The organism is Bacillus sp. SRL337 (assembly GCF_984799155.1).
In genome coordinates this window covers 1004469-1020017 of the sequence record NZ_OZ481793.1, presented here as the reverse complement: position 1 = coordinate 1020017, position 15549 = coordinate 1004469, and the positions used below count along the sequence as shown (strand labels likewise).

Genomic DNA, 15549 nt, shown 5'->3' with positions numbered 1-15549 from the left:
GGCTGCCTTCAGCCCTTTTGGCAGGTGTGCGTATGCGACTTGCCAGGATAGCCGCTTGATCTAAAGATGACTATCACAGGTGAATTTAAAAATCCCTTACAATACAAAAAGGCTGTCACATTCCGGCGATCACCTGGATGAGACAGCCTTGATTTATTCAACGAGCGCATGTTTAAAAGCATAGATGACTGCCTGGGTCCGATCAGCAACATCTAATTTGCCAAGAATGTTGCTCACATGGGTTTTGACCGTTTTCAAGGCAATGAACAGCTCATCCGCAATTTCCTGGTTGGTTTTCCCTTCTGCCATGAGCAGCAGGATTTCCATTTCCCGGTTTGTTAATTCCTCGTGTGGCTGCGATGTGACTTTCCCCCTCATTTTCATCATCATTTTCCCAGTGACCTCCGGCTCTAGGACAGTCTGGCCCCGGTAGGTTGCCCGAACCGCATCCGCAATTTCACTTGCCTTTGATGTTTTCAACATATAGCTTGTGGCACCAGCTTCTAAAGCAGGGTACACCTTATCATCATCCAGGAAGCTTGTAACAATGATGATTTTAGCTTCCGGCCATTTCTCAACAATCTGCCGGGTAGCTTCGATGCCATCCATTTCCTTCATGACGAGGTCCATTAATATAATATCGGGTCTATGTTCCAGTGCAAGCTCAATCGCAGTACTGCCATCGTCCGCTTCCGCCACCACCTCGATATCTTTCTGGGCCGTCAAATAAGAAGAGACCCCGATTCTTACCATTTCATGGTCATCCACAAATAGTACTCTAATCATCCTTTACCACCCTCTATTTCCACCAGCGGAACTTTCACTTCAAGTCTGGTTCCTTTATTTGGCACACTGACAATTTTTAACGAACCGCCAATCTCCAAAGCGCGTTCCTGCATATTTTGCAGGCCATATGAGCCGGTTTTCTCTTTTTCACTGTCAAATCCAACGCCGTCGTCCATCACCCTTAAGATGACAAGAGAATCTCTTTCAATCAAGAGTACTTCCAAAGATGTTGCTTTAGAATGTCTCAGCGTATTTGATACAGACTCCTGCAGTATCCTGAATAGATGGTCCTCAATTCCTTTATCCAGATTGATTTCTTCCACTTTCCAGTCTACTTCCATAGGTACCTTGTTAGATAATTCAACTAACAGCTCTTTAATCCCTTCCTGCAGGGTCTTTCCTTTCAAAGCTGCGGGTCGCAAGTGGAGAAGAAGCGCCCTCATTTCTAGTTGCGACTGATTAATCATCCCTTCAACCATCTTCAGCTGTTTTGACTCAATTGGATTTGCTTCCACAGACCTTACTTCTGTGATGGCTGACATCATCATGGACGCGGCGAACAATTGCTGGCTGACTGAATCGTGGAGCTCCCTTGCAAGCCTGTTTCTCTCCTGCGAGACGATTTCCTGGATCCGCTTTTCCTGTTCCTCCGCTTTCTCGTTGACGAGCTTTTGCGATTGCTTTGTCCTTCTATTGTTTTGTTCCTGAACTTTAATTAGTCCGTTCCACACCCCTGATAATTCAGCAATATTAAACATTCTTCCTGGTTCAATAGGGCGTCCTTGTTCGACGTCCGAAACCCCTGATTGAATTTCATAAAGCTTCTTTCTTAAAGGCAGGGCTGTCGAGAATCCTCCTGTTAAGCCTATAATCATCGTGATGACAGGGATATAAACAATCAAAGGAATGTCCATGATTTCTTTTCTGATAAAAAATTGCCAATCGGGGAGAGGAAAGATGAACGTGAAAATGACTGTAAACACGACCAGCAACACGATTGATAGAGTAAGGCTGTAGAGAACCTGGCGTTTAAGAATACTCATATTCTTTTCACCTCAAGATCTCCAACAGCCAGAGATGTAATAATTTTAACCTTCATTGGAGCCTGATCATAGTCGTTAGTTTGATAATAAACGGACTGATTAAATGATCTTGGTTCAACTCTGTCAAAAATAGTGATTGCGCCAGCTAAGCCATTATGATGGACGCTCACTTCAATATCATAAGGAACCTTGATGATGATATTTCCCAGTATGTGGCGCACAGAGATTACGGATGTCCCTTTCGGCAGTACAGTATTCCCCAAATCAATGATCGTATCGCCAATACCGCCCTGTATATTGATGTCATTCCACTCATATACATTTTCTGATGTCTGCTGGCGTCCGAACCAGACATTCTGCAGGGTCGCCCTCTTAATGTATACAGGTTCCTCCCCGTCATGAATGGTTTGTTTTATCTCCGGTTCCACCTTAGCAGGATTCTTTTTTGAATCAGCAAAACGGAGGATGACCATGACTAACAGAGCCAGCAAAAAGAATCTGAAAGCCATCGTATTGAGGATGGTCAAGGACAGGCTGATGACCCCAAACCAAAATAATAGTTTCCCTGATGTACGCGGAAGCCTTTTTCTTCCCAGGTATATGCATCCAAAAGTGGTTAGCAGAAAGAAAACGACTCCCCCATCATAAAAGGACATTTCAAACAGCAGCATGATGATGCCGATCAACAGTATCCAGCTGAATCGTTCCGTCCTGAATTTATTCAGCATGGGGGAATCCTCCTTTCAATTAAATTTTATAGGTTTCGAATCTAAAACTCCCAAAAAGACGCAGAAGACTGCGCCTTTTTAGAATACCATGATTTGACTATGAAATAGAATGCGTTTCTTCTTTTTTCATTTCTTTTTCCAACTGGGCGATCCTGCCGTCGATGCTGTTGCGATAATAGGATGTGTTCACTCCATGCTCAAGGCGCTCCAGATATGCTTCCATTTCTTCAAAACGGGAGAATGATTTATCTGAATATCCCTCTGAAGATTCCAGGACCTTGTTCATTCGATGGTTGGCACGGGCAATATTTTCACGTCCCATTAATTCCATCCGCTTGATGTACATATCTTTCAGTTTATGTTTCATTTCTTCATACTTTTTCTCAAGCTCTTCCAGTCCGCTTACAGCTTCATTCAATGAATGTTGGATTCGCTCGGTTCTTTCAGAAAAATGTTCGTGTTCACGGATGGCAAATTCATATAATTCTGTTTCACCGGCCTGTGAAGCAACTTCTGCCTGGTACTTTCTTTTGTCTGCAAGCTTTCGGGTTTCGGCATATTTCTTTTCGAATTCTTGTTTTAATAGATATTGGCGTTCCACCAGCTTTCTTACTTTCTCCACCTCTGTTTCACATTGACGCAGGTACTGGTTCAGCATTGCGATTGGGTTTTTCTTTTCCTTTTGATCAAGTATTTCATGAAAATCTGAAGTAATAGAGTCTTTTAATCGGTTGAATAAGTTTCCCATGTTTTATCTCTCCTTTTTTATGTTCACCCATTTTATACGTGTTTCTCTTTAATTCATTTAGTTATTTTTCAGGTTTGCCCATTCTTTTTCAAAGTTTGTGAAGGGGTCATCGCTTTCGATGATCTCAGGCTTTTCTTGTCTCCACTGCTTGATGACGACATATAGCAGGTAAATGGCTGCAATGCCGATGATGGCAGGGAAGTTTGAAGCTGATGCGCTAAGTGCTGCAAGCCCGATGATAGCCCAGATGACTTTTGCAAAAGTCGAATCGGTCTTTACAAATTGTTTGAATGAGTAATAAAGGATCAAGAGACTGATCGCGAGGCCGATCATTGGCCCCATATTAGCCAAAAGCACAATCGCAGCGACTCCTCCCAAAACCAGTAAACCAAATTTCTTCATGTTCCTTCCTCCTTACGGCTGAGTATTCAGCCTGTTTCCGAAAGAATGTTTTGTTCTTTCGTTTTCATGTTCCTATCGTACCTTTTCTGTATATATTTCATAACGAGCCTGAGCTTTATTTTCAACTAAGACCTGAGGCTTAGAAGAATTAGGACTGTGAATTATCGGGAGTGGACACAGGTTAAAATACGACAAAAAAAAGACCGGGTTCAATCACCCTGGTCCATGTTGAATTGAATGGTTGTTAGTTCTGCTTCTAGCGTCTCTCTATCAAGTTTATACAATTCATAGCCTGAGTCATTTTTCCCTGGAATTTTATCATTATACGAAAAGTAGACTTCCTGTCCGTGCTTAGAAAAGGCAGGGTCTTCCGTATAGGCTTCTAAAAACGTCAGCCTTTTCGTTTGCTTATTTTCAAGATTCAAGCTGAACAGTTCATACTTAAACGAGGAATCGGAGTCAGGATTGGCAATGCCCTTAAACACCAGCTCATTCCGTTCCGGAGAATAGGTCATTTCAAAAACATCTCTCACTCTTGTATCGATTTTTTTGATAGAAGAGTCACGAAGAGAAAATTCATATAAGCTTTGATCAGCTTCAAACGGATTTCCGCTCTCGGAGTGGTGCATGTTGAAAAAAAGTCTTTGATTCTCTTGGTCATAGATGAGGGAAGAAATGAAAAAAGCATTTTTTTCGGTAATGCGCTCGCTGACCTTCGTTTTAAGATCATAGGCATACAGGTCATAGTAATGAAAAGGATCTCCATCATCGGTTTCATGCTGGAACTCTCCTTTTACATAATAAATTTCCCCTTCCGTTTTAACTGCATCGGGAACAGGTGCCTTTTCTGTCATAAGCTCATCTGTCTCATGGGTGTCAAGATCAATTGAGTATAGTGATGATTTGTCTGGGGAGTTTACTAGATAAGTTAATTTCCTCGCTTTTGCATCAAATTCTGGATTCTTGATCTCTTCACCTTTTTGAGCGTTCAGCAGCGTGACAACTTCTCCTGTCATTTCATTTGCAAGAATAAGGGACTTCCTCTCTTCATCATCATTCACTACAAAAGCAATTTTCCCTTTAGCAGCTGCCAAAGTGCCGCTTTGATAAGTACTGCCTATCTCTTCCTCTGCAAGGTACATATTGCTGAATATCAACAGCGAGGCCAAAACAGCACCGCTAAAAGTAAGAATCATTATCAGGAATTTCTTCTTTCTCACCTTATCCCTCCTTCAGCGGCTTAATTGATGTACTTTAAAATAACCAAAAAGATGGCAAGAAAATCAGCGGATAGAAACCCGATTGAAATGAAAGTACGCCTCTGGTAGTACTTTATTTGAGCCCAATAGGAAATGGACCAAAGTAAAATTAACCCGAAAGAAACAAGAAGCAGCGGGTTCATTCCTCCAAAAATCAGAACGCCCATTCCAAAAATGAAAGAGTATGGAACGATGACAATTCCGAGAAGGATATTTATCGTATGGAAAATGACCCTTTTCTTTCTCGTGGCACTATCCAATTTTACTGCACTGCCGCTTCTTACTAAGGTCATAAACAGTGAAATGATTATAAGCAAACCAATGATTCCTGCTACGATTTCAAGCGGCCCTTTATACCAATTATCTGTGGTATCTATAATCAAAAGCCCCCAAAAAACCAAGGGAAAATAGAAAAAAAACAAAATGGTCATCAAAATTTTTCGGCCGGCTGCAATTGAAGGATAAAAACCCGCAATAGTCATAAACACACCAAGGCTGAATAGAATGGCCAGCCAGATCGGATGAGGCTCACTTATTTCGATGACTCCATGTAAAAAGACGCTCACGGCAAATACAACGGTGGAAATCCCCAGTCCTATCAGCACGTCTTTACGGCGGGGGGAGATGCTTTCCTGAAGCTGGCCGCCGACTTCAACGTCCCCGCCAAAGTCGGCGATTGCCTTCTGTTCCGCTTCTTCTGCTGAATAGCCTTGCTCAATATACTCTTCCTTTGCAGACAATAAATGATCTTTCATTTCATCAACAAGCTCCTGTCTTTCTTCAGGAGTACCTTCCACATGCTGCAAAACACTATTGATATGCTTCTCAATAGTCATCATTCCGTACCTGCACCTCCAAGCGTCTTATCAATCAGGCGGTGTACTGCCTGCCAATCTTTCAGCTTAAGGGATAATTCTTCTGCCCCTCTCTCGGTGATTCGGTAATATTTCCTTCTGCTGCCTTTATCCGTTTCGTTCCAATAAGAAGTGACCCACTCATTTTTTTCCAGCCTCTTCAAAGCAGGATACAGAGTCCCTTCACTCATATTGTAAAGATCACCGCTTGTTTCCTTCAGTCTCTTCACCATTTCATATCCGTACATATCTTTCTTAGAAATCAGGGACAACAGTAAAATGTCGATACTGCCTTTCATTAATTCTTTATTCATTTATTCACTCCCTTTATTTTCCTCTCTTCATATTGTAATACGACTTACATCGTATTACAAGGGTAATGATTGGATTTATTTTCATTTATGCTAGGAACAATATGGAGAGGCCCGCCCTTTGTTTAATATCGTAATTCGACAAATCTTGAGCGATATCCGACAGTGGTTGGTTGTTATTCGACACATTTGAGTTGATATTCGACACACGGTGCTCGATATCCGACACAAACGGGCCGATAGCCCCCAGCTTTCCAGCAGCACCTTCTCTAAAGATATTTAAAACCGGCCCGCTTGCGGACCGGTTATCGATGTTTATTCAGTTAAACTCAAGAACTCTTCCACATCATTGATGCAAAGGGCGATTCCTTTTTCCCAGAACGCCTCTTTCGTGATGTCCTCTCCAAGATGTTTCATTGCAAGCTCTTCAACACTCATGACAGCAGTGTCACGAAGAAGGGCCATATACTTCTCTTCATAATTCTCATCCGCTTCCAAGGCTTTTGCATAGATGCTTAGTGAGAATAGATAACCGAATGTGTAAGGGAAGTTATAAAACGGTACACCGGAAATATAGAAATGCAGCTTTGATGCCCAGAAGTGAGGATGTGCCTCATCAAGGGCTCCTGCGTATGCTTCTTTTTGAGCCTCCGTCATCAGCTCATTCAGTCTATCAGCGGATACCAATCCGTTTTTCCTCTCTTCATAGAAGCGTGTTTCAAACAGGAAGCGCGCATGAATGTTCATGAAGAACGCAACACTTCTCTGTAATTTATCTTCCACCAAGGCGATTTGTTCTTCTTTTGTCTGAGCTTCTTTAACCGCTGCGTCTGCTACAATCATTTCTGCAAACGTTGAAGCGGTTTCTGCTACGTTCATGGCATAGTTCCGATTCAACGTATGCATCGGTCTTAAAGCATACGAATGGAAAGCGTGGCCGAGTTCATGTGCCAATGTAGCTACGTTCGACATGCTGCCTGAATAGGTCATGAAAATACGTGACTCCTCGCTTAATGGGAAAGAAGTACAGAATCCGCCAGGTCTTTTGCCTGCACGGTCTTCTGCTTCAATCCATCTGTCTTCGAAAGCCTTTTGGGCAAACTCGGCCATCTCCGTCCCGAAACGCGCAAAGTGTTTCAGGATGAATGCTGCCCCTTCGTTATACGACATGGTTGACGTCGATTCTGCTACAGGAGCGTCCATGTTATACCAATCCATTTTTTCCTTGCCCAGCATCTCTGCCTTGCGGTTGAGGTATTTTACAAAAGGAGCTTTATTGTTTGAGATCGCGCCCCACATGGCATCAAGAGTTTCCTTTTGCATGCGGTTATATTCAAGAGGCTCCTTAAGCACTTCATCCCATCCGCGCTTTTTGTAAACATTCAAACGGAAACCGGCAAGGTGGTTCAGGGTTTTCGCAAAGAGTTCTTCTTTCTCGGCCCAGGCTTTTTCAAGGCTGGCGAAGATTTCTTTCCTTACTTTTTCATCCGGATGAGAGCTCAGATTGTTCGCCTGTCCGATTGAAAGCATTTCCCCGTCATAAGGGATTTCCATGCTGCCGACAATCGTGTCGTACATCTGTCCCCATCCGTGATATCCATCAATTGAAAGAGCCTGGATCAGTGCTTCTTCCTCGCTTGATAACTTATCCTTGGCTTTTTCGCGCCACTCGTTCAACACAAATGTCAATTCTGAAAGTTGATCAGTTTGAAGAAGCTCCCCCCAGACTTTCTCAGGTGTCTCGGATAGCTTCAGCTGAAAGCTGTTGAAGGATACTTGGAAATCAGCACTGGCTGTAGTCAGTTCCCCGCGAAGTGTGTTTGCTTTTCTGTCCTTCATGTCCTGAGCTTCGAGGCAGCCGATGAATGCTCCTGCCTGGCGAAGGTACAGCATGATTTCTTTAGCGTCTTCAATCAGGTCTGCTACCTGTATGCTGTCTTCTTGCCCTTGCGGTGCTTGAAATCCTTTCTCCTTTTGGGCAAATGCTGCTTTCTTTCTATCCAGTGTCTCCAAGTGTTCCCTTAGTTGAGGCGAACTGCTGCCACCTTCAAAAAATACATCCAAATCCCAGACATCAGAATACGTCATTTTGAAATTCTCCCCTTTAAATATGTAATTTTTCTATGTATATGTACAGTTTACCATTTTCCGACTATTCTTGCTTTTGTTTTTGAAAAAGCATTTTTTTGCCAGATGCCTTTCTTCGTTTAGCTGGGATGGATCGGCGTTGCGACCATTACCGACATCAGCCATTTCCTCATCTATCTGGAAGGGGACGGATTTGGATCAGGGCTATCTCTACTGGCCCTCTTCCTTCTTTTGATGGTTGTTACTTCAGCTATCTTTTTCAGGGTGAAAAAGGGATTGGGTTTATCATCTAGTTATTGTGCGGGCTGTTCATAGGCGTCAATAATCCAAGCGATCACCCCATGCTGTCCTGGATAAGCTATGCCGTTGCCGTGATTGTTCTATTAATGGTCGTTTTCACCAGTACCCTCAGCATAGTTCAAAGAACGGATGTACAACATAAGCTTATGGAGGTGTCTCATGAAAGAAGGAAACAAGAAAAAATTCACAGCATCTGGTACGGACATCGAAGAAGTTAAAAGGCTTAATTCCCAGTCGGGTCTTTCTTACAATCAGGTAAAGCAGTTAATCACTGAAAAAAGCAAGAAGGACTGACTATCGTTTCTCATGGAAAAGGATCTTGAGGTGCAACTGCACTACACATAGGAAACCCAGATTTATGGTCTGGGTTTCAGTTTGTAAACAATGTCCATGACATTAATTGATATGGCTCGAATGAATAGTTGATTTCCGCTACAGGCGTACGACTCCGCGGGGCGGGCGGTGAGCCTCCTCGCTGCGCTTGCGGGGTCTCACCTGTCCCGTTAATCCCGCAGGAGGTCGTACACCTTCCGCTCCAATAAAACGTTGAAAATCAAAAATAATATTGAAACCAAACTCCTTTATAGCTTTATTTCCTTGGAGTTAATGTATGGTTAATGATTCTATCTTTCAAAACCCAAAGTATTCCTCTAGTTCCTCGCTCGCCTCTGGCAATTCCATTCCCTTTTCCCAAATCAGGATTCTGTCTTTGGGAGTACCATAATATATCTTCTGTATATCCTTTGAACGATAGGCTTCCTGGTCTTCAATATCGATAAAGTCATATCCATTCTCTAATATTCCAACTGGTTGTTCTCTTCTTTGCTTAATAACTGGGCGCAAAGGAGTGATGTAAAAGTTTCCTTTCCCGTCCATATGATATTTCAATGTGCTCAAGCTGTAATCATCATTTATCTTTGCATGATAAGCAATTTTACCATCATCCATCAGTCTAACATCTTTAACTTCCACCACTTCTGTGGGTACCGACTTGATTTCCCAATGAAACAAACCATAATACCCAAGGATGAGCAGGGCAATGACCAATGATCCAATTACTCCGCCTTTGAGAAAAGAGTTAAATCGTGAACGTTCCCAAAGAGTGGATATATTTTTAACAACTGTGCCATCTTTTCGATTCTTTTCCATTTCTTCTTTAGGGATATTGATATCCTCCTCTATTTTCCTCAGTTCTCTTCTGCATCCCTCACATTCTAAGAGATGTGACTCGACCATTTTCCTGCTGTCTTCACTGCAAACGTCATCAAAATACAAGGGGAGCAAATCTTTGATGATCTCACACGGTACATCACTCATTTTCAATCCTCCTCCAACTTACTTTGAATTTTGTATTTCGCCCGGTGAAATGTGACCCTTGCCCAGCTTTCCGTTTTCTCAAACAACTGGCTTATCTGTTTAAATGATAGTTCCCCAAACACTCTAAGGGTAAAAACTTCTTTATATGGCTCATTTAATTTATGTACGATTTGGTGGATACGCAAAGTCTCCTCTTTATTCATTACTATCGCTTCAATATTGCTGTCACATGTTCTGCCTTCTGGAACCTCAGCGGTCTCATCGTATCGTCTCTGTTTCTGCAAATATGTGAAATATGTATTCTTGGCAATTTGACAGAGCCACACATTAATTTTGCATTGGCCCTTGAATTGATCAATACTTTTGAGTGCCTTAAAAAAAGATTCCTGTGTAATTTCTTCTGCGATTTTTTCATTACGGCTTAAGGATAGGACAAATAAATAAACATCTTTGAAATATTGATCGTAAATACTCTCGAACTCTGTCACATTTCAACCTCCTTTCATAAATAAGACCAGGATAAAGGAGTTTTGTTACAAAAAACATTAGGGACGCAGACGTCATATATGCCAATAAATCATATCATTTATTTCTGGATCTAAAATAATCTATCTTACTGATTTTTCAAAAAAATAAAAAGAAAACAGGCTGAACGTTCAGCCTGTTTTCTGTATTTCTTTTATAAATGTGAGCCCCTCTAAAAACTCCTAAGAGGTTTCTCATTGACGGCTCATTTTATTTTCCTTCCCCTGCTTCAAAGGCTTTTCCCGCTGTTCCACAAGTTTTTCTTGAATCTTATTTAGCTCCTTGCATGGCTGGGTCAAGCTGACAACGATGTCACCCGCCTCTGCCTTGCCTGGACCATCCGGAGAGAAAAACTCAATTTTCCCAGATGGTTTCAATACAAAGAGAAGGATGGTATGTTCTTCTCTTTCGTGTAAATAGGCTTCAAATGAATACTTTTCAGTTATGTTGGTCTTCCTGATGATATCTCCGCGTTCAATCCGCTTGTTCAATTCATCCCAGGTGGCATCCTCCTGAAAAAGGATTCTGCCGCCCAGCGTGTGCACGAGATCCTCAATATCATCGCTTCTTTTTCCTTTCAAGGACAACTGAAAAAGGTTGGTTCTCCCAATCGAAGGAATAAAAGTTGTACAAACCAAGGCATTGTATGAATCGACTTCTGTTGTTGCGAGCAAATATTCATAAGGCGTTAAATCCATATGATACTCTGTCTGTTCCGATAGGATCTCTCCCCTGAAAAAAGGGACGCCGGCTTTTCTTGCTGAAAAAAGCCTCTTCCATGAGGAATCGGCAATCATGACAGGTGTTTTGAGTTCCTTTAAGATTTTCGCAAGTTCAGTGGAAAAACTGCTTCCTCCAATAATCAGAACCCCCGGCCTTTCATTAATGGCAAGATCCAGCTTCTTTGCAAGCCATTTAATTGAAAACCCATGGACGACAACGGTACCGAATACAAGTGCAAATGTCACTGATGTCAAGACGGCTGCGTCTTCAAATCCTGTATCAAGAAGGATCGAAGCAAAATAACTTGATACAGTCAGCGCCACAATCCCCCTGGGGGCAATCCACCCGACAAGCGTCTTCTCCTTCCAGGAAAGGTCCGTCCCCATTGTGGATAGGAAAATGGACAATGGACGGACAATGAAGAGCATTAACAGGACAAACCCTATGATATTCCAATTAAAGATTTCAATAAGTGTATCGAGCGACAGCGAGGCCGTCAGCATGACAAAGATGGTGGAGATCAGCAAAACGGATATGTTTTCTTTAAAATGGCGCATATCTTCAATGGAAGAAATATGCATATTTGCGAGAGTCATCCCCATCGCCGTTACAGCTAGAAGTCCTGTCTCATGAGTGATTTGATCAGAAATGGTAAAGCATGCAAGAACGACTACGAATACCACAGGTGACTTCAGAAATTCCGGAACATGCCCTCTTTCAAATACCCAGCCGACACCCTTGCCGCACAGCCAGCCAAAGACTACCGCAAAAAGGGAAGCGAGAAAGAACATCAGCAGTGTATTCGCTCCGCCTTCCTCTGATGTAAAAAAGAGAATGATTTCAAAAGCGAAAACAGCCAGCAGAGCTCCGAATGGGTCAACAATGATTCCTTCCCATTTCAAAATCGCCGCCGGCCGCGGTTTTAACTTTGCCTGCCTTAAAAGCGGCAGTATGACAGTAGGTCCCGTGACAATGAACAATCCGCCAATGACAAACGAAACGGCCCACGAAAGTCCAGCTACGTAATGTGCTCCTAAAGATCCCAGGACCCAGGCAAGGAATGCCCCTATTGTTACAATCCGGAAAACCGGCCTTCCCAGACCTTTCACTTCACGGAAGTCCAGGTTCAGGCTGCCTTCAAATAAGATAATGGCTACAGCCATCGAAATAATCGGTTTAAATAAATCCCCAAATTCCTCTTGCGGGTTGATGATACCTAATAACGGACCAGCCAAAAGTCCAGCGATGGACATGACAACAATAGCCGGCAGCCTGAAGCGCCAAGCTGCCCACTGTGAAAAGATCCCCAGCAGTCCGATAAGCATCAAGTTGAATAATATCGAATCAATCATTTAGTGTCTCCTTTAATAAGGATCGAATTTTTCTTCATTTACTTACATCTAATACTGTTTCATTTATAACTGACAGTGCTTTTAAACCAGAAGGTCAATCCGATGCGGCTGCAGACTGTGTTGTAGTGAAGCAGCGTCAGCAATACAGCCCCTGTATTCATCCCGATAAGCACCCCAGCCATCCCGAACTGTGGAAGCGAACCTAGAAAGTATATAAGTGAAAACGACACAACCGTTGCCCATATAGTATGATACAAAGCGTCCTTAATCAGTCCAAACCCGATCATAAAAGCCTGCAGCGGCATTACAAAAAAGTGGAAAAAGAAATATGGCCAGAGTAACTTCAAATAGTAGGAAGCTGAAGTTGAATGAAAAAATACATTTGTCAGATCGTCTCCCCAAATATAGAAAACCATGACGGCCGGAGTCCCGTACCCTAATGTAATCCACACTACCTGTCTAAGTATAGAGTGTATACCTTTAATATCATTTTTTGAAACCTTTTCTGATACAATCGGAATGAGGGCAACTAGTAGTGAATGGGCTATAAATGCCGGGAAGAACCCGATTGTCAGTGCAATGCCGGCCAGCACTCCGAAGTGTTCTGTTGCTGCTACCTCCGTCAGCCCAGAATGCAGGAGGGCGGCCTTGATCAGAAACGGCTGGATGGCATGCGTGACAGCATGGAAGATGCGGAGAACAGTAGTGGGAAACGAAACTGATAATAATGCCCTGCCCACTTCCCTCTTATCTGCATCCTTTGAGGAGATTCTCTTAAAACTCCTTACAGACAATACATAGGCTTGCATGAAATAAAGGAAGACCACTCCTTCACTGGCGATGAAGGTACAGAGTGCAATGATAATCGCGATGTTCACTTCGAATGAAAATAATTGATAAACGATTACCAAAAGGATCAGCTGCGCAATCTTCCTTAAAAAATTGGCAGCTGCAATCTTCCCCATATGATGAACCCCCATGAAATAGCCTCTTGCTATGGAAGAAAAAGAAATAATCGGGATCAGCAGGAGTGTCAGCCAGCGTACACTCGGATGATATTCAGCCAAAAATGGAAAAACGGAATACAGCACAGTCGCTGCCAGCAAGAAGATACAGGTGAAAACAATCGTCAATCTCCATACCTGGGAAAGGATATTCCGGTGATAGACAACTTCCTTTTCTGCTATGAATTTCGAAAGCGAAACCGGAAGCTCCAAGCTGGCGATGATTGCGATCAAAAAGATAGAAGGCAAAATCGACATATAAATCCCCATTCCATGCTCTCCAAGTTCCCTTGCCAAAATCATATTGATGATAAACTCCAGGCATTCCCCGAAAAAAGCAGTAATTATCAAAAAGGATATTCCCCGAATAAATAACTTCATTTTTTCAACCTCCGAAATAAGTACATGCCCTATCTTATGACGGAAGTTTACAGTTTAGGATTTTTTTCAAACCAACGAGCTGTGTTTGTAGATTGTTCTTTCAATCGTTTCGACTCTAGGTGCCTCCTGAATACCTTTGTGATTAAATCTCCTCTCTCTCGCTTTTGGACTCTAAGCCGTCTCTGCTGGCCTTTTTGATATCCCGGATATCTGCAGCAATCTCTGGCATTTTCTCAACAAAGGAAGTGTTGTGTCCCCTTCCTTTGAAACCATGGACACACAGGAACGAAGTCCTCTTAGTATTTTTGTCCTCTGGAAACAGCTTCTACTATTTTCCCACATGCTGAAATAAGCGTTCAAGATTCTATTCAGCAAAGAAATAATTTTACTATTCCCGCAATTTCCTTTACCATTTATTTATACAAAACAATAAAGGCGGGGTGGACATGGATTACAGCATGAACGAGGCGTACGCGGTTGAGCAGGATAAAACAGATGCGCTTTCTCACTTCAAAGATGAATTTTACATAAAGAAAGACTGTTACTATATGGATGGGAATTCACTTGGCCTGCTATCCAAAAGAGCGGAGAAATCACTTTTGATGTCATTGGAAGATTGGAAGCAGCATGGGATAGACGGCTGGATGGATGGCAGGGAACCTTGGTTCCATTACTCTGAAAAACTCGGAAGAATGACAGCTCCGCTTATAGGAGCCAAAGAACAGGAAACGATCGTGACGGGATCAATCACAACGAATCTTCATCAAATGATTTCTTCGTTTTATAAACCTGACGGAAAAAGAACGAAAATACTGGCAGATGAGCTGACGTTTCCTTCAGATATTTATGCTATAAAAAGTCAACTCGAGTTAAAGGGGCAAGATCCCGCAGCAGATTTGGTGCAAGTGAAAAGCAGGGACGGCCTCACTCTCCGGGAAGAAGATATCATTGCTGCCATGACGGATGATATCGCTCTGATCCTGCTTCCTTCTGTCCTTTACCGGTCCGGTCAGCTCCTGGATATGAAGCTTTTGACAGAAGAAGCTCATAACAGGGGCATTATCATCGGGTTTGATTTGGCTCATTCCATTGGCGCCATCCCGCACACCCTTCATGAGTGGGATGTGGATTTTGCTGTATGGTGCAACTATAAGTATTTAAATAGCGGGCCTGGAGGAGTCGGCGGGCTATTCGTACATGAAGAACACTTGGGCAGGAAACCTGGCCTTGCAGGCTGGTTCGGTTCGAAGAAAGAAAAGCAGTTTGATATGGAACATACCATGACACATGCCGAGACAGCGGGAGCCTTTCAAATTGGAACGCCGCATATATTCAGCCTGGCCCCCCTGCTCGGGTCACTTCAAATTTTTGAAGAGGCGGGTATCGAAAATATACGGGCAAAGTCGTTGAAGCTAACCAGGTACCTTATGAACCTTATTGAGGACTGCTTGTCAGGGTTCGGCTTTACCACTTCGAATCCCAAGGATGACCATTCACGAGGAGGACATGTCTGTCTGCAGCATGAAGAAGCTGCCCGCATTTGTAAAGCATTGAAAAAAAATGGCATCATACCTGATTTTCGCGCACCAAATGTAATCAGGCTGGCACCGGTTGCCCTCTATACGACTTATCAGGAAGTTTGGAAAACTGTCCAAATCTTAAAAGCCATCATGGAAGATGAACAATACAAACAATTTGAAAATGGCCGGAATGTTGTAGCTTAAGGAG

15 protein-coding genes are annotated in these 15549 nt (G+C 42.8%); 2 read left to right on the top strand and 13 right to left on the bottom strand.

The window, feature by feature from the left end; translation table 11 throughout:
• Window positions 1–153: 153 nt before the first annotated feature.
• The 9 genes from AC4E8A_RS04970 to AC4E8A_RS04930 form a co-directional block, all read right to left on the bottom strand.
• Window positions 154–786 carry a response regulator transcription factor gene (locus AC4E8A_RS04970; protein WP_490197190.1) on the bottom strand — a complete coding sequence of 211 codons (633 nt, stop codon included), beginning with the start codon at window positions 784–786 and terminating at the stop codon, window positions 154–156.
• Window positions 783–1829: a sensor histidine kinase gene (locus AC4E8A_RS04965; protein ID WP_490197189.1), complete on the bottom strand. Its 1047-nt coding sequence runs from the start codon at window positions 1827–1829 to the stop codon at window positions 783–785. The genes AC4E8A_RS04970 and AC4E8A_RS04965 overlap by 4 nt, the downstream gene beginning before the upstream one ends.
• A complete protein-coding gene (liaF, locus tag AC4E8A_RS04960; RefSeq protein WP_490197188.1) occupies window positions 1826–2557 on the bottom strand; it encodes a cell wall-active antibiotics response protein LiaF in 732 nt (243 codons plus the stop codon). Before liaF ends, AC4E8A_RS04965 begins: the two co-directional genes overlap by 4 nt.
• A 97-nt stretch (window positions 2558–2654) precedes the next feature.
• Window positions 2655–3305, bottom strand: a complete 651-nt coding sequence (locus AC4E8A_RS04955; RefSeq protein WP_490197187.1) for a PspA/IM30 family protein — start codon at window positions 3303–3305, stop codon at window positions 2655–2657.
• 57 nt (window positions 3306–3362) lie between these two features.
• Window positions 3363–3707, bottom strand: a complete 345-nt coding sequence (locus tag AC4E8A_RS04950; protein WP_490197186.1) for a lmo0954 family membrane protein — start codon at window positions 3705–3707, stop codon at window positions 3363–3365.
• 209 nt (window positions 3708–3916) lie between these two features.
• Complete coding sequence (locus AC4E8A_RS04945) at window positions 3917–4927, bottom strand: TolB family protein (protein WP_490197185.1); 1011 nt, start codon at window positions 4925–4927, stop codon at window positions 3917–3919.
• Window positions 4928–4947: 20 nt separating this feature from the next.
• A complete protein-coding gene (locus AC4E8A_RS04940) occupies window positions 4948–5805 on the bottom strand; it encodes a permease prefix domain 1-containing protein (RefSeq protein ID WP_490197184.1) in 858 nt (285 codons plus the stop codon).
• Complete coding sequence (locus tag AC4E8A_RS04935; RefSeq protein ID WP_490197183.1) at window positions 5802–6134, bottom strand: PadR family transcriptional regulator; 333 nt, start codon at window positions 6132–6134, stop codon at window positions 5802–5804. The genes AC4E8A_RS04940 and AC4E8A_RS04935 overlap by 4 nt, the downstream gene beginning before the upstream one ends.
• 312 nt (window positions 6135–6446) lie before the next feature.
• Window positions 6447–8219, bottom strand: a complete 1773-nt coding sequence (locus AC4E8A_RS04930; protein ID WP_490197182.1) for a M3 family oligoendopeptidase — start codon at window positions 8217–8219, stop codon at window positions 6447–6449.
• A gap of 459 nt (window positions 8220–8678) precedes the next feature.
• On the opposite strand from AC4E8A_RS04930, the gene AC4E8A_RS04925 reads away from it, so the two are divergent.
• Entirely contained in the window at window positions 8679–8813 is a 135-nt protein-coding gene (locus AC4E8A_RS04925) for a hypothetical protein (RefSeq protein WP_490197181.1), read from the top strand.
• Between the two features lie 336 nt (window positions 8814–9149).
• On the opposite strand, the gene AC4E8A_RS04920 is transcribed toward AC4E8A_RS04925, so the two are convergent.
• From AC4E8A_RS04920 to AC4E8A_RS04905, 4 genes are all read right to left on the bottom strand, one after another.
• The gene (locus tag AC4E8A_RS04920; protein ID WP_490197180.1) at window positions 9150–9836 is read right to left on the bottom strand and encodes a zf-HC2 domain-containing protein; all 687 of its coding nucleotides are present in this window, start codon (window positions 9834–9836) and stop codon (window positions 9150–9152) included.
• 2 nt (window positions 9837–9838) lie between these two features.
• Window positions 9839–10324 carry an RNA polymerase sigma factor gene (locus AC4E8A_RS04915; RefSeq protein WP_490197179.1) on the bottom strand — a complete coding sequence of 162 codons (486 nt, stop codon included), beginning with the start codon at window positions 10322–10324 and terminating at the stop codon, window positions 9839–9841.
• Window positions 10325–10555: 231 nt separating this feature from the next.
• The gene (locus AC4E8A_RS04910; protein WP_490197178.1) at window positions 10556–12436 is read right to left on the bottom strand and encodes a cation:proton antiporter; all 1881 of its coding nucleotides are present in this window, start codon (window positions 12434–12436) and stop codon (window positions 10556–10558) included.
• A gap of 59 nt (window positions 12437–12495) precedes the next feature.
• On the bottom strand, window positions 12496–13821 hold the full coding sequence (locus AC4E8A_RS04905) for an oligosaccharide flippase family protein (protein WP_490197177.1): 1326 nt from the start codon (window positions 13819–13821) through the stop codon (window positions 12496–12498).
• Between the two features lie 446 nt (window positions 13822–14267).
• On the opposite strand from AC4E8A_RS04905, the gene kynU reads away from it, so the two are divergent.
• Window positions 14268–15545, top strand: coding sequence for a kynureninase (kynU, locus tag AC4E8A_RS04900; protein WP_490197176.1), 1278 nt, complete (start codon window positions 14268–14270; stop codon window positions 15543–15545).
• The last annotated feature ends 4 nt before the right edge of the window (window positions 15546–15549 follow it).

Excerpts from the sequence above, each read along its gene's own strand:
- AC4E8A_RS04970 (WP_490197190.1), bottom strand. The coding sequence starts at position 786 with ATGATTAGAGTACTATTTGTGGATGACCATGAAATGGTAAGAATCGGG.
- AC4E8A_RS04965 (WP_490197189.1), bottom strand. The coding sequence starts at position 1,829 with ATGAGTATTCTTAAACGCCAGGTTCTCTACAGCCTTACTCTATCAATC.
- liaF (WP_490197188.1), bottom strand. The coding sequence starts at position 2,557 with ATGCTGAATAAATTCAGGACGGAACGATTCAGCTGGATACTGTTGATC.
- AC4E8A_RS04955 (WP_490197187.1), bottom strand. The coding sequence starts at position 3,305 with ATGGGAAACTTATTCAACCGATTAAAAGACTCTATTACTTCAGATTTT.
- AC4E8A_RS04950 (WP_490197186.1), bottom strand. The coding sequence starts at position 3,707 with ATGAAGAAATTTGGTTTACTGGTTTTGGGAGGAGTCGCTGCGATTGTG.
- AC4E8A_RS04940 (WP_490197184.1), bottom strand. The coding sequence starts at position 5,805 with ATGATGACTATTGAGAAGCATATCAATAGTGTTTTGCAGCATGTGGAA.
- AC4E8A_RS04935 (WP_490197183.1), bottom strand. The coding sequence starts at position 6,134 with ATGAATAAAGAATTAATGAAAGGCAGTATCGACATTTTACTGTTGTCC.
- AC4E8A_RS04930 (WP_490197182.1), bottom strand. The coding sequence starts at position 8,219 with ATGACGTATTCTGATGTCTGGGATTTGGATGTATTTTTTGAAGGTGGC.
- AC4E8A_RS04925 (WP_490197181.1), top strand. The coding sequence starts at position 8,679 with ATGAAAGAAGGAAACAAGAAAAAATTCACAGCATCTGGTACGGACATC.
- AC4E8A_RS04920 (WP_490197180.1), bottom strand. The coding sequence starts at position 9,836 with ATGAGTGATGTACCGTGTGAGATCATCAAAGATTTGCTCCCCTTGTAT.
- AC4E8A_RS04910 (WP_490197178.1), bottom strand. The coding sequence starts at position 12,436 with ATGATTGATTCGATATTATTCAACTTGATGCTTATCGGACTGCTGGGG.
- AC4E8A_RS04905 (WP_490197177.1), bottom strand. The coding sequence starts at position 13,821 with ATGAAGTTATTTATTCGGGGAATATCCTTTTTGATAATTACTGCTTTT.
- kynU (WP_490197176.1), top strand. The coding sequence starts at position 14,268 with ATGGATTACAGCATGAACGAGGCGTACGCGGTTGAGCAGGATAAAACA.